This window comes from Variovorax sp. KBS0712, assembly GCF_006323185.2.
Lineage (GTDB): Bacteria > Pseudomonadota > Gammaproteobacteria > Burkholderiales > Burkholderiaceae_C > Variovorax > Variovorax boronicumulans.
The window spans coordinates 703,583-725,724 of sequence record NZ_VCCD02000003.1 but is presented as its reverse complement, the minus strand read 5'-3'; the positions used below and the strand labels follow the sequence as shown (position 1 = coordinate 725,724).

The 22,142-nt window shown below is 59.9% G+C and carries 17 protein-coding genes and 1 pseudogene; 12 read left to right on the top strand and 6 right to left on the bottom strand.

All coding sequences use genetic code 11. The features are described 5' to 3' along the window. Positions 1 to 118: 118 nt before the first annotated feature. From FFI97_RS28130 to FFI97_RS28115, 4 genes are all read left to right on the top strand, one after another. Positions 119 to 2,356, top strand: coding sequence for a type I secretion system permease/ATPase (locus tag FFI97_RS28130; RefSeq protein ID WP_082818266.1), 2,238 nt, complete (start codon positions 119 to 121; stop codon positions 2,354 to 2,356). Further along, positions 2,353 to 3,846 (top strand): HlyD family type I secretion periplasmic adaptor subunit, encoded by a 1,494-nt coding sequence (locus tag FFI97_RS28125; protein WP_139701536.1) that lies wholly within the window; start codon positions 2,353 to 2,355, stop codon positions 3,844 to 3,846. The genes FFI97_RS28130 and FFI97_RS28125 overlap by 4 nt, the downstream gene beginning before the upstream one ends. 82 nt (positions 3,847 to 3,928) lie before the next feature. Beyond that, positions 3,929 to 4,567: a hypothetical protein gene (locus FFI97_RS28120; protein WP_139701535.1), complete on the top strand. Its 639-nt coding sequence runs from the start codon at positions 3,929 to 3,931 to the stop codon at positions 4,565 to 4,567. A 10-nt stretch (positions 4,568 to 4,577) separates the two neighbouring features. Next, positions 4,578 to 11,558: a beta strand repeat-containing protein gene (locus tag FFI97_RS28115; protein WP_185993737.1), complete on the top strand. Its 6,981-nt coding sequence runs from the start codon at positions 4,578 to 4,580 to the stop codon at positions 11,556 to 11,558. Positions 11,559 to 11,746: 188 nt separating this feature from the next. Here FFI97_RS28115 and FFI97_RS28110 read toward each other — a convergent pair whose 3' ends face one another. After that, positions 11,747 to 12,802, bottom strand: coding sequence for a metallophosphoesterase (locus FFI97_RS28110; protein ID WP_185993736.1), 1,056 nt, complete (start codon positions 12,800 to 12,802; stop codon positions 11,747 to 11,749). A 121-nt stretch (positions 12,803 to 12,923) separates the two neighbouring features. After that, a complete protein-coding gene (locus tag FFI97_RS28105) occupies positions 12,924 to 13,244 on the bottom strand; it encodes a helix-turn-helix domain-containing protein (protein WP_255221189.1) in 321 nt (106 codons plus the stop codon). Positions 13,245 to 13,422: 178 nt separating this feature from the next. On the opposite strand from FFI97_RS28105, the gene FFI97_RS28100 reads away from it, so the two are divergent. The 4 genes from FFI97_RS28100 (at position 13,423) to FFI97_RS28085 (ending at position 16,634) form a co-directional block, all read left to right on the top strand. Continuing rightward, positions 13,423 to 13,833 (top strand): zinc ribbon domain-containing protein, encoded by a 411-nt coding sequence (locus FFI97_RS28100; RefSeq protein ID WP_082818273.1) that lies wholly within the window; start codon positions 13,423 to 13,425, stop codon positions 13,831 to 13,833. A 43-nt stretch (positions 13,834 to 13,876) separates the two neighbouring features. Beyond that, on the top strand, positions 13,877 to 15,103 hold the full coding sequence (locus FFI97_RS28095) for a hypothetical protein (RefSeq protein WP_139701533.1): 1,227 nt from the start codon (positions 13,877 to 13,879) through the stop codon (positions 15,101 to 15,103). A 214-nt stretch (positions 15,104 to 15,317) separates the two neighbouring features. Further along, on the top strand, positions 15,318 to 15,773 hold the full coding sequence (locus FFI97_RS34365; RefSeq protein WP_185993735.1) for a hypothetical protein: 456 nt from the start codon (positions 15,318 to 15,320) through the stop codon (positions 15,771 to 15,773). 147 nt (positions 15,774 to 15,920) lie between these two features. Further along, positions 15,921 to 16,634: a YqaJ viral recombinase family protein gene (locus FFI97_RS28085; protein ID WP_139701532.1), complete on the top strand. Its 714-nt coding sequence runs from the start codon at positions 15,921 to 15,923 to the stop codon at positions 16,632 to 16,634. Between the two features lie 27 nt (positions 16,635 to 16,661). Here FFI97_RS28085 and FFI97_RS28080 read toward each other — a convergent pair whose 3' ends face one another. Continuing rightward, positions 16,662 to 16,895 (bottom strand): hypothetical protein, encoded by a 234-nt coding sequence (locus tag FFI97_RS28080; RefSeq protein ID WP_062483092.1) that lies wholly within the window; start codon positions 16,893 to 16,895, stop codon positions 16,662 to 16,664. Positions 16,896 to 17,147: 252 nt separating this feature from the next. On the opposite strand from FFI97_RS28080, the gene FFI97_RS28075 reads away from it, so the two are divergent. The 4 genes and pseudogenes from FFI97_RS28075 to FFI97_RS28060 form a co-directional block, all read left to right on the top strand. Next, the gene (locus tag FFI97_RS28075) at positions 17,148 to 17,675 is read left to right on the top strand and encodes a hypothetical protein (RefSeq protein ID WP_139701531.1); all 528 of its coding nucleotides are present in this window, start codon (positions 17,148 to 17,150) and stop codon (positions 17,673 to 17,675) included. Further along, the gene (locus tag FFI97_RS28070; protein ID WP_062476153.1) at positions 17,672 to 17,902 is read left to right on the top strand and encodes a hypothetical protein; all 231 of its coding nucleotides are present in this window, start codon (positions 17,672 to 17,674) and stop codon (positions 17,900 to 17,902) included. The genes FFI97_RS28075 and FFI97_RS28070 overlap by 4 nt, the downstream gene beginning before the upstream one ends. A gap of 134 nt (positions 17,903 to 18,036) precedes the next feature. Then, a complete protein-coding gene (locus FFI97_RS28065) occupies positions 18,037 to 18,783 on the top strand; it encodes a hypothetical protein (RefSeq protein WP_255221128.1) in 747 nt (248 codons plus the stop codon). A 490-nt stretch (positions 18,784 to 19,273) separates the two neighbouring features. After that, positions 19,274 to 19,504, top strand: a pseudogene (locus tag FFI97_RS28060) (leucine zipper domain-containing protein); the annotation flags it as partial. A gap of 124 nt (positions 19,505 to 19,628) precedes the next feature. Here FFI97_RS28060 and FFI97_RS28055 read toward each other — a convergent pair. The 3 genes from FFI97_RS28055 to FFI97_RS28045 all read right to left on the bottom strand — a co-directional run bounded on the left by FFI97_RS28055 (position 19,629) and on the right by FFI97_RS28045 (position 22,062). Next, positions 19,629 to 21,143, bottom strand: coding sequence for a YfjI family protein (locus FFI97_RS28055; protein WP_062476163.1), 1,515 nt, complete (start codon positions 21,141 to 21,143; stop codon positions 19,629 to 19,631). Positions 21,144 to 21,502: 359 nt separating this feature from the next. Next, a complete protein-coding gene (locus FFI97_RS28050) occupies positions 21,503 to 21,838 on the bottom strand; it encodes a hypothetical protein (protein WP_139701530.1) in 336 nt (111 codons plus the stop codon). Between the two features lie 5 nt (positions 21,839 to 21,843). After that, a complete protein-coding gene (locus FFI97_RS28045) occupies positions 21,844 to 22,062 on the bottom strand; it encodes a hypothetical protein (protein ID WP_062476169.1) in 219 nt (72 codons plus the stop codon). Positions 22,063 to 22,142: the final 80 nt, after the last annotated feature.

The following is a 22,142-nucleotide window of genomic DNA, read 5'->3' as shown; positions in this document are numbered from 1 at the left end:
CAATTTGCCATTGAGTCGCCGTATTTCCGTCGCAAAGCTGTCATGGTTCGTCCATTTCCCCGAAGTATCTTGATGTTTCAGAAGAACATTCGAGGGATTTCAAATGGGCGTCGGGGGGATGGTCGTACAGCAGCACGGGGAGGTTGGCGCGTCGCCGCAAGAGGTCCCTGAGACAGGGGCCGTTGCGAACCCGTCTCTCATCGCCCTGTGCACCATCGCACGCTTCCACCAGATCGCAGCCGATGCACCACTGCTTTCGCATCAACTGGGTCTGACACCCTCCGAGCCGATCGATACCGCCACGTTGCTGCGCGCAGCCAAGCACCTCGGCCTCAAGGCCAAGTTCTCTCGCACCACGCCTGATCGCCTGTCCCTGACACCGCTGCCCGCTCTTGCTGTGCTTCGCGGTGAGGATGGCGCCCAGCGCTTCGTCATCCTCGCCCAGTGCGACGCTCAGCGCGTGCTGCTACAGGACCCCTCTGCCACTTCGGCAGAAGCGGCACGTCCCATCATCGAACCGATGGACGTCTTCGCCGCGCACTGGACCGGCGAACTCATCCTCTTCACCAGTCGTGCCAGTCTTGCAGGTGAACTCGCCAAGTTCGACTTCTCCTGGTTTATCCCCAGCCTCGTCAAGCACCGCAAGCTGTTGGGCGAAGTGCTCTTCATCTCCTTCATCCTTCAGCTCTTCGCGCTGGTCAGCCCACTGTTCTTCCAGGTCGTGATGGACAAGGTGCTGGTGCATCGCGGCATGACGACATTGGATGTGCTCGTTATCGGCCTATTGGTGGTCGTTGTCTTCGAGTCCCTCCTGAACGGCCTGCGCAGCTACGTCTTCAGCCACACCACGAACCGCATCGACGTGGAGCTCGGCGCGCGGCTGTTCCGCCACCTCGTGCAACTGCCGCTGGCCTACTTCCAGGCCAGGCGCGTCGGCGATTCCGTTGCCCGCGTGCGCGAGCTCGAGAACATCCGCAGCTTCCTGACCGGCAACGCGCTGACGGTGCTTCTGGACGTCGTTTTCTCCATCGTCTTCGTGGCCATCATGCTGTTCTACAGCGTGCCCCTGACGCTGATCGTGCTCGTGAGCCTGCCGCTGTACTTCGGCCTGAGCCTGGCGGTCGTGCCCATCCTGCGCCGGCGCCTGGACGAGAAGTTCGCGCGCGGCGCCGAGAACCAGGCCATGCTGGTGGAGGCCGTCAGCGCCATCCAGACCGTGAAAGCCACCGCGCTTGAGCCCGCCTTCGGGCGCCGCTGGGACAACCAGCTCGCCGCCTACATCTCGGCCAGCTTTAGAACCCAGAACCTCGCGAGCTGGGCGCACGAAGGTGTCAACCTCATCGGCAAGCTCGTCAACGCCGCCACCCTCTGGTACGGCGCACACCTCGTGATGAACAACGACCTCACGGTCGGGCAGTTCGTCGCCTTCAACATGTTCGCCCAGCGGGTGTCTCAACCCATCATGCGCATGGCGCAGCTGTGGACCGACTTCCAGCAGACCGGCATCTCCATGGCCCGGCTGGGCGACATCCTCAACACCCGCACCGAAGTACCTCCGAGCACGGCAGCACAACTCCCAACCCTCAAGGGCCGCGTGACGTTGGATGGCCTGACCTTCCGCTATCGGCCCGAAGCAGCGCCCGTGCTCAACGGCGTCAGCCTGGACGTGCGCCCCGGCGAAGTCATCGGTATCGTGGGGCGTTCGGGCTCTGGCAAGAGCACGCTGACCAAACTGATCCAGCGTCTCTACACCCCCGAGCAAGGGCGCTTGCTGGTCGATGGCATCGACATCAGCCTGATCGATGCGGCGCAACTCAGAAGGCAAGTTGGTGTGGTGCTGCAGGAGAACACACTCTTCAATCGCAGCGTGCGCGAGAACATCGCAATCGTCGATCCCGCCGCGCCACTCGACGCCGTGATTCATGCGGCCCAGTTGGCAGGTGCCCACGAGTTCATCAGCGAACTGCCCGAAGGCTACGACACCATGGTCGGTGAGCAAGGGGCAAGCCTGTCAGGCGGGCAGCGCCAGCGCGTCGCTATTGCCCGAGCCCTGTTTACGCACCCGCGCATCCTGATCTTCGACGAAGCCACCAGCGCGCTGGACTATGAGAGCGAGGCCATCGTGCAACGCAACATGGCACACATCTGCAAAGGGCGCACCGTCTTCATCATTGCCCACCGCTTGAGTGCCGTGCGGCATGCCAATCGCATCATCGTGATGGACAAGGGGAAGATCGTCGAAGGCGGCACGCACGAGAGCCTGCTGAGCCGGCCCAAGGGCATCTATGCCCACCTGTGGAACATGCAGGGCGGTGGGCATCCGACCGAAGGTGCTGGATCGGGGGCAACCGTATGACGCCGGAAGTTTCCACCACCGCTCCTGCGGCCAATGCGCCCCATGTACGAGCCTCGCGGGACATGCGTCATCCGGTCTTCGAATTGCTGGGGCGCTACAGCGCCATCTTCAAGGCCGCTTGGAAGCATCGCCACGAACTGGCTGGGCCGAAGCGCCTGACCGATGAAGCCGCCTTCTTGCCGGCAGCCCTGAGCCTGCAGGACACGCCGGTTCACCCTGCACCCAGGCGGCTGGCCTACGCACTGATAGCGCTGTTCCTTATCGCCTTGACCTGGTCCATCTTCGGGCAGGTCGACATCGTGGCAGTGGCACCCGGCAAGATCATCGTGAGCGAGCGCACCAAGATCATCCAGCCGCTGGAGGTGAGCGTGGTCAAGCGGGTGTTGGTGCGGGACGGGGACCATGTCGAGGCAGGACAGGCACTGGTCGAGCTCGATCCCACCACAGCCAATGCCGACAAGACCAGCATCGACGAGCAGTTGAAGTCGATGCAGTCCGAAGTGCTGCGCACAAGGGCACTCTTGCTGGCGCTCAATGTGCCGACAACCGTACGTTCACCCGAACTGAGCAAGGACATCCCCTCCGGATGGACGGCTGTCGATGCAGATGCCGCGAAGGCGCAACTGAGCGACGAGTGGAGCGACATCATCGCCAAGCTGGCCAAGGCAACCGCTGAGATCGCTCGTCGGCAAGCCGAGATTGCCACGGTGCGCGAGATGGTTGCCAAGCTGGAGACCACAGTGCCGATTGCCAAGCAGAGAGAGGCCGACTTCCAGCAACTGGCCAAGCAGGGCTTTATGTCCAGCCATGCGAACCAGGACCGGACTCGGGAACGTATCGAGTTGGAGCGTGACCTGGCAACGCAGCGCGCGAGGCTGGCGGAGGCCAATGCGACGCTGCGTGAGAGCGAGAACACACGGGCGGCCTACATCGCGGAGACCAAGCACAGCCTGAGAACGCGGGAAGCCGCGGCCGAACTCAAGCGACAGCAGGGCACGCAGGACCTGGCCAAGGCCGGGCAGCGCGAGCGGCTCACGACGCTCAAGGCACCAGTGGCGGGCACGGTGCAGCAGTTGGCAACGCACACGGAAGGCGGCGTGGTCACGGAAGCGCAACCGCTCATGGTGATCGTGCCCGACGGCGCGCAGGTCACGGCCGAGGTGACGCTGGAGAACAAGGACATCGGCTTCGTGAGTCCGGCACAGGAAGCCACGATCAAGCTGGAGACCTTTTCGTACACGCGCTACGGCACGGTGAATGCGACCGTGAAGACAGTGACTGCGGACGCGGTGAATGACGAGAAGCGTGGGGCAATCTTCCCGGTGACGCTGAGCCTGGGCGCCACGACCATCGATGTGGATGGCAGGCCGATCAAGCTCAGTCCGGGGATGAATCTCACGGCGGAGATCAAGACGGGCAAGCGAAGAGTTATTGAATTTCTTTTGAGCCCTGTTCAGCGCGCGACGTCGGAGGGCCTTAGAGAAAGATGAGTAAATTTCTCGCGAGCGGCGAGAAATTATCGATGGGCCGATTTGTAGAGCAGAAGATCTCCAATTTCCAAGATCAAATCAAATGCGCAAAAAAATCAACGAACCAAGGCCAACAGGCTTCTCATCAAAAATTGGCGCCCAGCTACTGAGCTGCCTTCTTGTTGGCGGATTTTTTTTGATACCTCTCCCCGGCTGCACAGTAAGTACGCTTTCTTCGATGAATTCAAGGCTGCCTGTAAAAAAAGTGAGGACTCCAGAAGAGCTGCTTCATGCGTTAAAGGAAGGGCTGGATGCAGGCCAACTAGGGAGTGCTGAATTCTATAAAAATAGAATTGGCTACGAATTTGCAAAATTCCCTGAAAACACCCAAAACCCGAAAGAGTTCACGTATGGAAATGACGAGGCGGTGAAGATGGACGAGGGGTTGTTCTCCGGGAGGGTGGTCGGGCTGAAGAAATGGACCATGGATAACAACAAGAGAATATTGGATGTTTCATTTCCAATTCCTGGCTGCGTGAAAAAATGGCAGGCCGAAAGAATATTTATGGAAGTATTTGAGGTTGTTCCAACCAGAGTTGTTTTTGGAGTCAGGCCAGACAATTGGCCTTCAATATACAGGGTTTCCCGGAAATATGATTCCAGAGAGCAAGTCGTTTCCTTTTTTGTAGGCGAAAAGGATGGATGCCTGCAGTCAGTTATTGCTTCGGAAATTTACCAATAAGGTGATAAATATGACGCTATCCCTGAATACAAAGATGGCAAATGGACAAGCCCTCTTTCAAGTAAATAGTGACGTAACATCGACATCAGCAAAGTGGACCCAACTTCACATAGACATCATCAACTCCTCTCCGGAGTTGATTGCGACCTATGAGGCTGCGGCGGCAAACAACCATCCATTTTTCATTGGAACGAGGACGGGCGTATTTTTTAATCCTGGGGCAATTCCAGGTCTTCCCGTTGGCCAGCATTTTTCGCAAGATGATTTTAAGATTGGCACCCCCTTTGAAACCCTCTATAGCGCGCTGCGCATTGCAATTATTGGAGCGCACGAAGGAAAGCATGAAGCCGATTGGCGCGACCCTTTGGTGGGATTGCCTGACATAAACAAATACTCAACCCCAGGCGAATACAGCATTGCGCGTGGAATTACAGAAGCTCGCGCAGTAGCAGTCGAAGCAATTGCAGATTCTCAGTTGCAGGGGAGGAGCTTTGTCGTCAATGGACAGACGCTGACGGTTGGTAAAGATTATTACTATGTGGGCGGAGACAACTCCCCGAAAGGCTTGGACACGATTTTGGCTTCCATTCAAGCCAACTCAGCCTTGAGTACGCTGGAAAAATTTAATCAATCAGCATTAATTGCAAAAGATTTTTATCTTGGACGCCCTCCCTCGACGGCAGTCGAAATTTCATATTTTGAATTGAATCTCAGAGAGTATGCAGCCAGATGGTCGGGTTTCGAATTTAAGGAAATCACTCGCGTAAATCAAGAAAATGACGGCCATTGGAGCGTCACGGTCAATACCGCCTCTGGCTCTGTGACGAAGGGCTTTGACCCTCGCCCTGCCAATGCGGAAGTCGGCGTCGGGCCGCGTCAAAATTCGCTTATCACTACGACCGTCCTCGAAGGCGGTGCGACACTCGTAAATAGTGTCAATTACAACTCTGGAAGAGAAGTCGTTCAATTGTTTGACGCAGAGATGAATTTGCTCAAGCGAACCGAAATCATTCCTGGTCTTCCAGAGGGCGGACGAACTACGGTCACTGGTACCTACCTGCCAGGCTCTGCTCAGCCTGAGCAATTCGAAGTTCAGCAAAATAGTGCGAGCGGTCAAGTCTCGAGCACTTATGCACAAGACGCCGAAGGCAACTGGAAGTCGGTGTCCTGGACGCAGGATGGTCAAACCTACACGGGCAATGACCTTGCTACCTTCATCACGAATCTCGAAAACGCCTCCAATGCCAACGATGCCGCAGCCAATCAGAACGCCACGACGGGACGGCTGAATCAGGCGCTAGCAAGCGCCAGCGGGGACAACGTCGCTGGCGTGACCTCGGCCAGGGACAGCGGTGCATCGCTCGACACGCTGGCAAACCGGATGGGCATGCCCTACGTTTCCGACCGGTGGGCACCCGCATTCCTGAGTGGGCAGGTCTCTCCTCAGTTGCTTCTTCTGAATACTGCAGGAGCCTTGACCAATCAAGGACTGGCGCAAATCGCACAGAGCCGCATCAACTCGCTTCAAAGCCAGCCATCAGTTTTCACCGTCACACCAATCGGAATCGGTTCAGGCTTTTCCCTACCTCTGGTGCTCGACCTGAATGACGACGGACTGGACCTCGTGTCGATAGACCGCAGCAACGCATCGTTCGATGCGAATGCGACCGGCATAGTGCAAACGGTCGGCTGGGTGGGGCCAAGGGACGGGATTCTTGTGCTCGATAAGAACAGCAACGGCGTTGTGGACAGTGCTGCCGAGTGGTTCGGCCAGAAGTTCACAGTCTCAGGCGCCCCTCCAGCGAATCAGGACGGATTCAAGGCATTGGCGACCTTGGCCAACGCGGGCGCAACGGCTCTTTCTGCCGCAACGTCTCGCGTCAATGCCGTTACAGGAAAGCGCTACTTCGGCGAATTGCAAGTCTGGGTCGATGCGGATCAGGATGGCGAAACAGATGTTGGCGAACTGCGCTCGCTTGTCAGCCTGGGCGTGACATCCATCAATCTGAACCCGCAGGCCGTCAACAGCACTGTCAACGGCAACACGATCCTCACCAAGGCCAGCTATTCCACTGCCGACGGCAAACTCCACACCATCAGCGACGTCGGTTTAGCTACCGATTTGCCGGTGTTCAAGGACGGCGTTCGGCCGATATCCGCTGCGGCCTTGGCCTTTGCCGAATATGCCGGCAAGGGCTATGCCGCAATGGCAGCCGGTCAAGCCAGGGCCATCGCGGCATCGATACAAGGGCTCCCCGCGCCAGAGCAGGCTGCGATCGACTCGTTGCGATCGAAATTCGTGCTGCCCACAAGTGAAGGGCCCTTCAGTCAGGCCGCCTTGGAGATTCGGGGAAAGATGACCTGGGCTGTCCAGGCAGGTCTGCCTCAGGCAGGCCTCAACGACAAGATCGCCTACTACCTCGGCCCCGCCGGCGGCGACCGGACCACCATTCCCGCCCCTTGGCGCATCATCAATACTGCGCCCACGGACATCATCGATGTCCTGAGCGGCATCGGTGCACTGAGATCGGGGCAGGTGGCGACCGCCAACGCCATTGCAGCGGCGGCCAACAGCCAAAGTGATGCGCAGACCAAGGCACAGGTGGCCAATGCCGCACAAAGCGTGGGCGCACGTACGAGCGCATCGGCCGCAGCGGAAAGTGCGACGGCGGCCTGGAACACCGCCATCGTCGGATACCTTGATATCAAGGATCAGCTGAACGCCATGGCAGCTCGCTTGCCCGCCATCCAGGCCAAGTTGAACGACGTCGTTCCGCAGAACCTCAACCTCGGCAACCACTTGTCCAATGGCGCGACGTTCCTTACGCGTGCCGATGCCTCGATGGCGGCAGAGGCCTTCCGTGCCTATTCGGCGATCTTGCAGCCCCTTGCTGCACTGAAGGTCACCGGTGACCAGATGCTGAGCGCAATCGCTCAATCCAATGGGTATACCCAAGCGTACGTGGGGCAAAGCGGCCAAACGATCACCGTGGGCAGCGGCTACAACCTGCTACTGGGTAATCGAGGCACGCAGACCTTTGTGTTGGGCGCGGGAGTAGATAACGTTGCGGTCACCAGCGTGACTGGAGACATCACGGTCCATGGTTTTCAGGTTGGCGCCGGCGGCGACCGGATTCAATTCATGCAGGACAACTGGGGCGGCGTGACCATCAAGGGCGACGGGAATGGAAACACCGTTCTGGAAAAGAACGGAAAAAGAGTCACTTTGATGGGCGTGAATCCAGTAACACTGGATTTGTTCTCCAACCTGAGCGGCGCGGCCAGCGCTTGGTATGGAGAGTTTGCGAGTGGAGTGCACAGCCTCAAAGGCGTTCCTGTATCGGATGGCCAAATGCACATCACTCGAATCAGCGCGACGGATGCCGGAGACACCCTGATCGGCGGCGAACAGGGAGGCAGCCTGGAGGGCGGACTGGGCAATGACACTTTTATCGTAACCGGGCGAGATTATGGGATCTCAAGCGGAGGCTACATCGACGAGGGAATCTACGGGGCCGGCCATGACACCGTGTCCTACGCGCAGATGACAACGGGAATTCGCCTTCGGTTAGAGGAACGCACAAGATACTACGATGACCAACCATACAGCGAAATACTCGGGGAAGACAACTTTAGCAACAGAACCTGGAACATCCTGAATTTCATCGGTAGTGATTTCAACGATGTCTTTACTACCTATGGCATTGGTCGCAACGTGTTCAATGGCGGTAAAGGCAATGATTTTCTGGACGGCGGTGCGGACGATGACACGTTGATCGGCGGCACGGGCGATGACACTTTTGTTGTGGGCGAAGCCGGCGATGTCGTTACCGAGTTGGTCAACGAGGGAACGGACCTTGTCCAGAGCGCCATCACCTACACATTGGGCGCGAACGTAGAAAACCTGACCCTGACGGGAACGGTGGTCATCAACGGCACGGGCAACGCCCTGGACAATGTGCTCACGGGTAACGCCGCCAATAACACCCTGACCGGTGCAGCTGGAAATGACACCCTCATTGGAGGTGCGGGTACCGACACATTGATTGGCGGTACAGGCAACGATACCTACGTGGTCGATGTCGCAGGCGACGTGATCACCGAACTAGCCAACGAAGGCACGGACCTCGTGCAGAGCGCCATCAGCTACACATTGGGCGCGAACCTCGAGAACCTGTTCCTCACTGGTGGCGCAGCCATCAACGGCACCGGCAATGCGGCAAACAATGTCCTTTTCTCGGGTGCCGGCAACAACGTGCTCAATGGCCTGGGCGGAGTCGACACGGTCTCCTATCAGTACGCGCTTTCCGGCGTCACCGCAAACCTTTCGATGACGACGACGCAAGCTACGGGCGGCTCCGGTAGCGACACGCTGGTGGAGATCGAGAACCTCACTGGCGGCGCTTACGACGACAAGCTCACGGGCAATGCGATGGATAACGTGCTCGATGGTGCAAGCGGGGCGGACACGTTGATCGGAGGTGCAGGCAACGATACCTATGTTGTCGACCACACAGGCGATGTGGTCACCGAACTCGCAAACGAGGGGACAGATCTGGTGCAAAGCACCATCACCTACACGCTCGGTATGAACCTCGAGAATCTGACCCTGACCGGCGCAGAAGCAATCGACGGAACAGGAAACGCCCTGGACAACTTGCTCACGGGGAATGCTGCAAACAACACTCTGCTCGGTGGCGCAGGTAACGACACGCTCAACGGCGGCGCCGGCATCGACATGCTCGCTGGTGGTGCGGGGAACGACATCTACCTTGTTGATCACGTTGCCGATCTGGTGACCGAACTTGTCAATGAGGGGACCGACATCGTTCAAAGCAGCGTCAGCTACGCACTTGGCGCCAATATTGAGAACCTCACGCTCATTGGAGCTGAGACCATCAACGGCGCGGGCAATGCGCTCGACAACGTTCTGACGGGCAATGCTGCCAACAATATCTTGAATGGTGGCGCCGGCAATGACACTCTCAACGGCGCGACCGGAGCGGACACAATGGTCGGCGGAATCGGCAATGACACCTACTACGTCGACAATGCGTCGGATGTGGTAGCGGAACTGACCGGCGAAGGCACTGATACCGTGAGGGCAACGGTCACCCACACGCTGGGCGCCAATGTCGAGAACCTGATCATCGACACGCAGGCTTCAATCAACGCGACGGGCAACGCACTGGACAACGTGGTGAGTGTCGGCGGCATCGGCAACAACGTGATCGATGGCCTTGGTGGCATTGACACCGTCTCCTATGGCTATGCCACTTCGGCCGTGACGGTCAGCCTTGCGGTCGCAACCGCTCAGGTCACCGGTGGTTCCGGCAGCGATACGCTGCTCAACATCGAGAACCTGACGGGGAGCGCCTACAACGACAAGCTGACCGGCAACGCTGGGGCCAATGTGCTCAGTGGTGGTGCTGGCGCAGACACGCTGATCGGAGGTGCAGGCAATGACACTTACGTCGTCGACGCTGCGGGCGACGTTATCACCGAGCTGACCAATGAGGGAACGGACCTCGTACAGAGTACCGTGACCTATACCTTGGGCGCGAACGTCGAGAACCTGACGCTGACTGGTACTTCTGCCATCGACGGCACGGGTAACACCCAGGACAACGCCATCACGGGCAACGCCGCCAACAACACGCTCAACGGCGGTGCTGGAAACGACACGCTCAACGGTGGTGCCGGCATTGACACCCTGGTTGGCGGCATTGGCAATGACACCTACTACGTCGACAACGCCGGCGACGTGGTCACGGAGCTGGCAGGCGAAGGGATCGATACGGTCTATGCCTACGTCAGTCACACCCTGGCTGCGAATGTGGAGAACCTCCGGCTGCACACCACAGGCGCAATCAATGCGACAGGCAATGCGCTGAACAATGCGTTGTATGCGGGGGACGGCGACAACGTTCTGACGGGAGGCGATGGCGTCGACGCCGCCTCCTACATCTATGCCACCTCGGGGGTAACAGTGAGCCTGGCCATCGCGGCGGCACAAGCGACGGGCGGCTCGGGAACGGACACGCTGGTCGGCATCGAGTCTTTGACGGGGAGCAATTTCAACGACACCCTGACGGGCGATGGTGGTGCCAATGTCTTGAACGGAGCCGCAGGCGCGGATGTGATGCGTGGCGGTGTCGGCAATGACAGCTACTACGTGGACAACGCAGGGGATGCAATCACCGAACTGCTCAATGAAGGCACGGACACTGTCTACAGTTCGATCAGCTATACGCTGGGTGCGAACCTCGAGAATCTTTACCTGAACACCATCGGCGCAGTCAACGGCACGGGTAATGCCCTGGCCAATGTCCTCTATGCCGGTGCTGGCAACAACGTGATCGACGGGCTTGATGGCACAGACACCGTGTCATTCGGGTATGCCGCTTCGGCAGTGACGGTGAGCCTGGCCACCACTGCAGCACAGGCCACGGGTGGTTCTGGATCGGATACGCTGCTCAACATCGAGAGTCTGATCGGTAGCAGCTACAACGACATTCTGACGGGCAATGCGGCTGCCAACGGACTGACAGGTGGTGCGGGCAACGATACGCTCGATGGCGGCGCAGGGGCTGATGCGCTGGTCGGAGGTCTCGGTAACGACATCTACGTACTAGGGCGTGGGTATGGCATCGACACCATCACGGAGAACGATGCGACGGCCGGCAACATCGACGTGGCTCAGTTCGCCTCTGACATCGCAATCGACCAGTTGTGGTTCCAGAAAGTGGGCAACAACCTGGAGGTCAGCATCATCGGCTCTGCCGACAAATTTACCGTGAGCAACTGGTATCTGGGCGACCAGTATCAGGTCGAGCAGTTCAAGGCCGGAGGCAAGACCTTGTTGGACAGCCAGGTTCAGAACCTTGTGCAGGCGATGGCTGCGTTCGCACCGCCGGCGGCAGGGCAGACGACTTTGCCTGCCGGCTACCAAAGCAGTCTGGCCCCGGTCCTGGCCGCCAATTGGACTTGAGACCGGGATCTCGACGATCTTGATCTTCCGGCGAGCCGCAAGCAGCGGCGGGCTCTTGCAGCCGCTGCTTCTTTGCGCACGCGCGAGCCCGCCTGGGGGAACAGAGGCCGTCCGCAAACGGAACGAGTGTGGCTATTCAAGCATCGGCGATGACGGAGCTCCGTGCGCGATCGGATGGGCTGATCAGTTCACGAACCATTGTCTCCGGCAAGAGCGTTCGCATCGATGACCAGCCCAGGATCGAACGCCTTGTTCTCGATCCTCCCACTCCAGTTCACGTAGCCGCGCGGATTGCACACGATTCGGCAAGAGCGGACTCCATAGTCGAACGACTGATGCGTGTGGCCGTGAATCCAGAGCGCGGGCACCTCAAAGAATGTATCCGGAAGCTCGGTGACGAAGGCGCCTGAGGACCAGTCATCGGCGTAGCGCTGCGCCAGTGAGCCGCGATGAGGAGCATGGTGCGTCACCACCACCGTCGGTCCGGCGAACGGTTCCGAAAGCCTGTCTCGCAGCCACGCGCGCTGCGCCTGATGAATCCGAAGCGTGTCCGCCGCCTGGAGCTTTCTTCCTTGCTTGTCGCGCCATGTATTGGGTTCTGCCGCCTCGTCGAACGTGCGGATCAGCGCGTAGTCGTTCAGCAGATTGGTCGCCATCTTCATGGCGCGCCCGACATCGCTGACCGGCCCTTCAGGGGTCTCGATGGCGAGCGCGAAATCGGTCCACAGCGTCGCACCGAGAAAGCGCACACCGTCGACCACCAGCTCGTCACCGTCGAGTAGATGGACATTGCTTCCTTCGGCCTCACGGCGCGCTTCGGCCAGTGTCGTGTCAGTTCGACCGTCGTAGTACTCGTGATTTCCAAGCAGATAAATCACCGGCTTGCCACGAAAGCGATCCGCCGCCCATTGGACGGCGCGCTTGGCCGGCGAATGAATGTCCCCGGCGAGGATGACAGCATCGAACTCGAGATCAGCCACTGGCTCGAATGGCGCGAACTCCAGGTGGAGGTCGGAAAGGATCAAAACTTTCATTGAGATGCACTCTTCAAAGTGCGTGCGAAGCTCGGCACTGGCCTTGTCGTCGAAGCCGGTGAACGAGCCGCACACCACCAAATGGTCCTTGCAACGTTCGAACTTCCAATAGGCGTCGTCGAGCGCGACCCAGGGCTCGTTGACCGCATCGTGGATCTGGAGCCAGGCAAGGATTTCGCCTTCCAATGGTAAGAAGGCTAGTGCGGTCATCAGCAGGGCGGTGAAGCTGCTGATACTGCGCTGGATGAGGCCTGATGCCGGAAATCTTGCCGAATTTCTGGAATCCAGAAATTTTCAGACCTATATGACTGAGGTGAGCACGTAGGAGAACTCAGCTCTTCCGTGTTGGCTTGCGTGCGTGGCCGACGGGTTTGTCCATGTCCTTGAAAAACTCTGATGGTTGGACACCGAGGCCTTCGATGATTTTGAGGATATTGATGAGCGCGAGATTGTGCTCGCCACGTTCAATGCCGCCCATATAGCTGCGATCTATCCCGCAAGCATCCCCAAACGCCTCTTGCGAGTAGCCAAGGTCTTTCCTACGGCGGCGAACGGCTTCTCCGAAAGCCACTAACCCCGAGGCTTTCTGTTTGTCCGATGAACCAGTTTTGACCATCCGCCAATGGTCTTGCTCTCCCGCATAAAGCTCCACGGGATAAGATTGCGCGGGATATGGTTACCATTTTAGAAGAAGAGTTTCAAGGAGCGTCGAAGCGCCTTGGTAGCTTGCTGTCGCTTTGAGATCCGCAGAGGCACGTGAGGCTCCACGTCCGGCGTTCACTCGCCCCTTCCTTGACCTTCCAGTTCAGTCAACAACTAAGGAGAACCCAATGACCAACTTCGTCCACTGCCGCGGCTGCGGCCACCAGATCCACGAAACCGCTCCGACTTGCCCCAAGTGCGGAGCTCCACAAGCTGTCGCACCGCATGCGCCCACCACCTATGTACCGCTAGCTGGGTCGCCGAGCCCCTACGGCTCGATCCCTTGGTTCCGCCAGCGCTGGGCGCTCGTCTGCATGCTGTTGGTCTTCGCCCCGGCCGCCGTGGTCATCGCCTGGACCGGCGAGATTTACTACCTCGTCGGCAACACCGTCAAAACCTTCCCCAAGAGCGTCAAGGTAGTCCTGACGATCATGACCACGCTGCTTCTGGTCGCGCTCGGATCCGACGAGGAGGCCTTCCAGGGCTCCGCGGGGCTGGTACTCATCGGCGGAGCGATCGGTCTGTCACTGAGGAAGTGATCTGGGCCACGTCACCCCCCATCCTTTCCTTTCTACACATCCCATGAAACAAATACTCAAGGCGCTTCTTGCGCCAAGCATGGCCGTGGCCGCTGCAGTCCTATTGGCCGCCTGCGGTCCCACGACCATGGAGTTCCGCAACGCGGAGATCGTCCAAGGCAAGTTCTACCGCCAAGGCGCCGACAAGCCTTTCAGCGGCAAGATCGACAACGTGCCAAGTCACACGATCCTCATACGCAAGGAGTTCGAAGTCGTCAGCGCGCTTCCCACAAACGTGCTGGACAAGGCGGCTCCGGGCATTCAGCACAACGTCATGGGCCAAGTCTGCGAAGTCAGAGTCGACAAAGGTGTCCTGGATGGCACAACGACCTGCACCACGGGCGCAGGGAAATTCCAGGCCTACGAAATGACATTCGATCAAGGCGTGCTCACGGGCGAGTTCAAGTTCTACTTCCCAGGGACGAACAAGCCCAAGGCAGTGGTCCGCACCGATCACGGTGTCCTTGATGGTCGCTCTGTCGTCTACGGTCCCGAAAGCGGCCGGGAGGTGCTCAATGTGACCTTCAAACAGGGCAAGCTCGCCCAGACCGAAGAAATCTTCGATGACCAGTCTGGCAAGCTCGTGCGCCGCATCCCGGTCGAAGACGGGGCCATCACGGGCGAGATCGTCGAGTACGTCAAGCATGGCTCCCAGCTGTACTACCGATCGCATGTGCAGATGGGGGTGAAGCACGGACTCGAAGAGCAGTATGTCCATGAGAGCGGAGTCCTCGAATATCGCCAAAACTGGGTGATGGGCCAGTTGGACGGCGATGTGTTGCGTTCAAAGCGCGATCCCAAGACCGAACGGACCGTGAACGAGCAGTACGTCGCTCAGCGCTACGCAAACGGCAAGGTGATCTACGCGGCGGATCCCAGCGATGGGTATCTCCCCGATCTGGAGAGGATCGCTGAAGACGCGCGCCAGGAGAAGGTCCGGGCTTGCGTCAAGGAGCGCCGCGACAAACTGGCTCAGGAGGGGCGAGACTTCCTCAATGACACAGCGATTGATCAACTCTCCGCCGAGTGTTACCACGCGGTGGTAGCCGCCACCTCGAGCACACCAGCCGCGGCACCCTCGTCAGGCATGGCGCTCACGCCAGCCAAACTCCAGGGCTGCGTGGATGCCCGCATCGTCGCCTTTCGGATTCAGCACGGGAACGACGAGGTGATCACCGCCGACCAGCTCTCCGAATGGGAGAGCGAGTGCCGCGAAGGTAAGCGCTCCTGACGCCACAACAGGAGCTGTCTCGCTCCAAGAGAGCTATCTCTCCGCTCACCACAAGCCGCCCTCGGGCGGCTTTTTCGTTTCCGTCTTCCGATGCGCCCGGCGCGGCCACCGCCCGCGTCGGGCTCTATGCCGCCGCATCGCCGCAGCTCCCTTGATTCGCCCTTGCGTCCTTTCCATCCCAACCCCGCAACCTCAACAAAAGGACCCATTCACCTTGTCTTATCTTCAATGTCCCAACTGCGGCTCCGACCGCATCGAAACCCGTGACGTCGCCCAGCGAACCGGCGGCACGCTCGGTGGCTTGGCAGGTGCTGCCGGCGGCGTTGCCGGTGCGCTTCGCGGCGCGCGCGCCGGCTTCGCAATCGGCATGGCGGCTGGCCCGGCCGGCGGAACACTCGGCACCGTCATCGGGGTCGTTCTCGGAGGCCTGGGTGGCGGCGCGCTGGGCACCGAGGTCGGTGCCATCTTCGGTCGCGTCGTCGATGACCGGGTCCTGAACAACTGCAGGTGCGCCACCTGCGGTCACACATTCAGTGGTCGACGGGGCGCGTCCGATGGACCGTGGTCGCCGCCGGATTCATCACCTGTGTCGTCGTCGTTCCGACCGACCGATCCGTCCCCAACGAGCGCCCCGTACTACGACGACCCCGAGGACCCGGACCTGGACTGATGTGGTTTCGCCGGTCTGCGACCTCCCAGACTTCTGCATCCGAACTTTCCACATCCGGTCCCTCTGCCAAAGCCCCGCCTCTCCATTGAGAGGGTGGGGCTTTTTGCTGGATGGGGATCGATTCCAACCCTTTCATGGAGAGAACTCATGAAGAATCCAAACACCGGGACCACGCAACGCACTCTGGCAGCGCGCGTCAGGCGGCGCGGCCCTGCATTGCAACTGGTTCAGCGCGCCCATCCGCAGACGCCGACGCCCGAGCGATGGCCGAACATGCGCGAAGCCGGCCTCGGACACCTCGACGCCGCTGCAGCCGTCGGTCGTGATCCCTTCAAGACGCCAGTCCGGCTCTGGATGGAGAAGACAGAGCGGCATGACCTGCTGCAGCCTGCCCAGAAGCACCGCTCGCAGCTCGATGACAGTGCTTCCTACTGGAATCGACTGCTCGATCCCATCGTTGCAGCGCACTACATCTTGCGCACTGGCCGCAAGGTGCAGCGTACCAGCACCTTGCTGCGGCATCCTCAGCACCCTTGGATGTTCGCCCACCCCGGTCGCGAGGTTGTCGGTGCTGCCGACGTCCAACTCCTGGAGTGCCGATGCGTCGGGATGGATGCTGCGGCAATGTGGGCTGAAGGCCTTCCCGGCTACGTGCGGATTCAGGTCCTGCATCAACTGGCCGTTGCCGGTGTCCAAGCCATGGACGTCGTCGCCCTGATCTGTGGGCAGGATCTGCGCATCTATCGCGTCGAGCGGGACGACGTCGAGATATCGCGGCTCATCGATGCCGAGCGCGAGTTCTGGCACTGCGTGGAGATCGATCAGGCACCGCTCGACCAAGGCGGGATGGTCGCACTGTGATCTCTGAGCCCTGAAAGCTCCCGTCGGTCAACCGACCCGCCAGAACCGCCACCACCGACGCTGCGTTGCTGTCCGCAGTTCCAGAGGGCGCAGGTCCAGGGTGTCGTAGTTCGTGAATGGCGAGCCGGCGCGGCGGCGCATTTCTGTCTCGAACTCGTGAGCGGTGCCGCGCGCGTAGAGGTCTCCCTGCAGCGCCTTCTTGCGCCACTCGCTCGCCAGTACGCCTAGCTCCTCGTCGGACAGCCTCTCCTTCGTCGTCATGCGCGCAATTGTGCCGTGCCAGGCGCCGGTGGATGAGCGCGCACGCGACAACTTGCCCTGGGACTCGCTGCGGCCATACCCGGAATTTCTCTTCCCTCCCTACAGCCCGCCTTGCGCGGGCTTTCTTCATCAGTCACATGCCACACAACATCTTGCTCACAGGGATCGGCGTGCCCGTCGCGCTCATTCCCACATTCCACCCGCCTTGCGCATGCGTTGCCATGCTCGGCTCATCTACCCGGAGCAACTGACATGGGGAGCATCGTCTACCGGGCTACCAAGGACCAAGCCGTTTATGACGAGCTGCAGAACGTGGGAGCTTTCGCCGCGGTGCTCGCTCATCGCGCGATCGGCAACCGACTGTGGTTCCTGGCGCAGACCCGCTCGGGGAAACACGCCGGACGGATCTGGATCGGTCTGACCCTCATCGACTGCAGGGGCGGCCAGGTGGCCGTCAAGAGCATGGACGAGAGCTGCGGCCCGTGCTACTTCGACTGTCCATTGGCCTTTCTGGATCGCGCCGATCCTCCGACTGGCCCCTACGCAGGACCCTGGCGCGAGAAGGTGCGCGAGTTCCATGCCAACCGAATGGCCAAGCGAGCAGCCATTCGGCAGGGGCTGCGCGTCTCGTACGACGGGCGTACCTACGAACTGCGGCGCAGCCTGGGCCGGCGCGGTTGGGAGGTACAGCGCGAGGACGGGGTGCTCTTCCGCATGAAGGCAAGGCAGCTGCAGCAAGCGACGGCGCTACCTGCGCCAGAGGCGAGGGCGCGCGCATGAAGCAATCTCAATCTCAGACCAACGTCGAGTTCGTGGTGGATCTGATGGAGTTCAGCGCCCATGGGGCGTTGATCCAGGCCTTCGTACTGCAGGCATTGACGTACTACGCGCAGAAGGTGGCCGCAGCTGAGCCTGAGGCACTGGATACCGGAATGGTCAGCGGCCATGCCTGGCGCGGCTGCGCCCTGGAGATCCAACGAAAGCTCAAGCAGCGCCTCGATAGCTAGGCCCTTCATTCCTTCTTGGGCTCCGCGAGCCCGAGCCATCCCTTCCATCCCGCAGGCCCGGACTTCTTCTCGAGCCCAGGCAGTGGGTAGGCGAGGGCGGTGCGCTGCGGCATTGATTCTCAAAGGAGAACACCTTGGTCACCACGATCTCACGAGGTGGTCTGGCGCTGCCCGCTGCGTCGACTGCACCCGCCGAACCATTCACCTATCACTTCACCCGCATCAGCCGCAATGCGAAGACCGGGCCCATGGCGGTCACGACGACGAGCGCGAACACATGTCCTGCGAACTGTGGCCTGCGGCGCAACGGCTGCTATGCCGAGAGCGGGCCGTTGGCGATTCACTGGAAAGCCGTCTCGGAAGGCTCACGCGGCTCGACCTTCGACGAGTTGCTGCAGGAGATCGGCACACTGCGTCGTCGCGCGCTGTGGCGCCACAACCAGGCAGGAGACCTGACACCATCCTCGCCGGACGTGATCGATGCTGGGTTGCTCGTCAGGCTGGCGAGGGCGAACAGGGGGCGGCGCGGGTTCACCTACACCCACTACCCGCCCACACCAGCGAACGGCGCAGCCATTCAGCAGGCGAATCAACTTGGCTTCACGGTCAACCTGAGCGCACAGACGCTGGCTCAGGCCGACAGCTACGCCAGCCTGGGGATCGCACCCGTCGTCGTGATTCTGCCGCAGGGCACCACCAAGCCAGTGCGCACGCCAGGAGGCCGTCAGGTCGTTGTGTGCCCTGCAAGCCTGGGCAACATTGACTGCCTGAATTGCGGCATCTGTCAGCAGCGTGATCGCGCCGTCATCGTGGGCTTCCCTGCCCATGGAGTAGGGGCCAAGCGTGTGGCGGCGATCTTCCTCAAGGAGGCGCCCCGGTGAGGGACGTCGATAAGACGAGAGCCTCAAGTGCACAGTCTCAAAAGGCGGACATCTCGCTCGACGAAGAATTTCTCAGCCAGGTGGACCGCGCAATGCTTGCACGCAAGCAAGCTGATCCCTCTCGCTTGGAAGAAGTGCGGCGGGCTGTAGAGGCTGAGAGTCAGCGAGCCAACTTGACGAACGCCTACGGGATTGATCGACGAAGCGATCGTGGCCGTAAGGAAATCGGTTGAAAGACGGTCTGGGCACTCCTTCACGAAACGAATTCGTGAAGGAGTGCCCAGACCGTTAGCTACGACTTCTTTTTTAGAAGTTCTCGTATCGTCTTAGAGCGAAAGAGTCCATGACTCAGAAGGCGTTCGAAGTTGCCTGCTTGGCCAAACTGTCGCTAGCTGTGAAGGCCCAATAGGTTGTTTCGGGTGTTCACCCGGAGAAGTTTTGAGAGACTGGAAATCGCCAAACCCCCAATCCACTCAAGACCCCGAACCGGATGAACACCCATAAGAATGCCCGATTGACGTACCTGCGCCGCCTGGAGATGGTTCAAGACATCACTGAGCGTGGCGCCAGCGCATCAGATGCGGCTGCTTCGCACGGTGTCAGCGCTGTCACTGCCCGCAAGTGGCTGGCCCGCTACCTGGCTGATGGCGCGGCAGGTTTGCTGGACAAGTCCTCTCGCCCCGAGAAGTCGCCCCGCGCCATCGAGCCTCATGTGGCCCTGGCCAAGGAAGTGGAACTGCTTCGCGGGCAAGCAATCTTTGAGACGGATCATCGTGATTAGCGACTGCTATTCCTGCTACTCGTAGCAGGAATAGCAGCTCGTCACACCCCGGCGGCCTATGGAATCACTGTTCGCCGAAAAAGAACCCAGGAGGCACCGGCCAGTGCTTCCAGCCCGTCGGGGTCGGGGCGACGGGGAATGTGTGAGGGTTGAGCAGCACCCAAGCCGTCTTCTTGATCTGGCGCACCTCGGTCTCACCGCGGCTGGCCAAGATCTCCAATGCGATTTGGCAGCGCCCCTTGTTGCGCAGCGCGGTGGGGCCGTACTGGAGGATGTGGTTGCGCGGAAGCGCCATCGGGCCGTTGCGCTGCAGACAGCGGTCCCACAGCCACTTGCCCAACACATTCGCGTCCTGGAACTCCTGTGGCTGCTGCGGCTTGTCGCCGAAAATGCGCTTGAACTCTTCGAGATACCAACGGCACACGGAGACGGCGCTGCGAACTGACTCTACTTCGATCACAGTGGTGTCCGAGACCAGGCAATGGAACAGGGCGGCCACGCGAGCGACTTTTTCCGAGTGCTTGGAAGCAGCGTCCTTCACATCGGAAAAATATCCACCCGGCCCCAGTAAGCTCTCGATCGAGTTGAAGTCGTCAATCCACGCTTGCTTGGCCTCTGCAGAGAGCTTCAGAACCGTGTCCTCCACCGATTCGGGGTTGTCGGGGCAGTTTTTTTTAAGCAACTCCGAGACGCGGCGGTTGAAGAGTTCTGTCTTCGGCCACTCTGGCTCGATTCCGCTGATCATCCGCGTTCCCTGGGTCGACGGCGGGGCCGCGGGCAAGGAACGGGCGAGAAGACCGATGTCACGGATAGTGTTCTCGTTTTTCTGCACGACCCCCATACCGACTCCAAACTGGACCATGAGGGAGATGACAAAGCGCGCATCGCGTACGACAAATGATTCGCTGCTTACGCGTTCAACGTGAACGGCATCGCCGTCCATGAGCTTGTTGAGGATGCCCAAGTTCTGCATGGTCTGCGCATTGAAGACCGTAGCACCTTCGCTCGAGAAGATGCCTCCGACGGGATGGTGCAGGTGCAGCATCTTCAGCAGCGCTTGGGGCGTCGCATCTTCCGAGACCAGCTTGTACCCCTTGGGACGAACAGGCTTCATCAGATTCAGCGCGTCGACAGCGCTTTCGAGTTCTTCCGTAGGCAGGTCTTTCTTGCGCGCGTTTTTCAGGTTGCGATCCGCAGCCTTCTTTTTCGTTTCCCAGTGGTCCATGGCCAGCATGTGCTCATGCAAACGCTTCGCAAAACGTACTTCGTGCTTGGCTTGGAAGTCACGCACAGGCTGCATGTAGGTGCGGTCGGCAGAACTTTTACGCTCGCCTGATGCGGCGAAGGTCAGCAAGTTGACGCCACAGGGAGAGCGCATGCCATTGGGACGCTCGACCAGCGTCTTGCCAACGCAGGCGGTGGAAAGAGGGGCAAGCATCGCCGCGAAAACAAGCTCCTGAGGAGCTTGAATGTTGCGCTCGCCTTCTTCGAACGCATCGAAAAAGAGCTTGGGAAGGACATAGCGCGGAAACAGCAAGGCCGAGGGAGGTAGCGACAGTTCGATGTCACGCAGTTTCATATCTGAATTTCAAAAAAGAGGAGGAAAGGACGCGCGGCAAGGCGTGACCAGTCCCTGCCTGCGCTTCTGACGCAGGCAGAGGCAATCGCCGTGCCCATCCGGGTGACGATTTCTGATCAAGACCCAAGCAGTAGCGTGGCCGTCGTGGTGACTGCTGGAGAAGGGACTGGCCTACTGCCCAGGGTTGGTAAACAACTGCTGAACAGCATCCGCAGGCCAACGCAGCTTTCCGCGAGGGAGCTTGCTGGGGCGAATGCCGAAGTAGGAGTCAGTCTGCGAAAAACGCTTGCGGACGCGTGTGCGCTTGGACATGTCACGGCGAGTGAATTGGCGCGGACGGGGCGCACCATGCGGCTGGCTCACTTTTCGCTCCCTTCTTCGAGCTGAATTTCTGTCGCCTGGGGCGTCAGCTGAACCCCTCCGCAGATGGGGCAGCGGATGCCTTCCTGGCTGTCGTTGCGCTGAGCACGCGCTTCGTCAAGCAGCTTCTTGAACTTCACCGGGTGCAGCTTGATGCCATCGCGCTCAAGCGCTTCCATGATGGCGCGCTGCGTCACGCCGCGAGCGAGGGCTTGTTCGATGTTGGGATGCAACGCCGAGAACTTGGCGGCGATGGTGCGTTCGGCCGTGGGCTGGAGCGCGTCGATCGAGGTCATCAGCGTATCGATGCCTTGGATCCCGATGGTGGTAGTCATGTGGCTCATTGCTGGCTCTCCTCGATCAGCGTGGCGATCGAATCGGCCGGCCACAGCAGGCGGCGGTTCGGCAGGCGCAGCGGCTTGACGCCGAAATACGAGCCGTGATTGCTCAGGCGCTTGCGGACAGTTTGCGCATCGACCAGATGCTGCGCGGCGAACTGGTCGGTGGTGAAGCGGAAGTGATCCGCTGGAGGAGGCTGCTTGCGAATATCGAGTGCCATGATGGCTCCTTCTGAACGGTTGAAGAAAAACTTCGCGCCGGGTAGGAGTCACGTGGTCAGCGTCGTATTGCGTGGTTCAT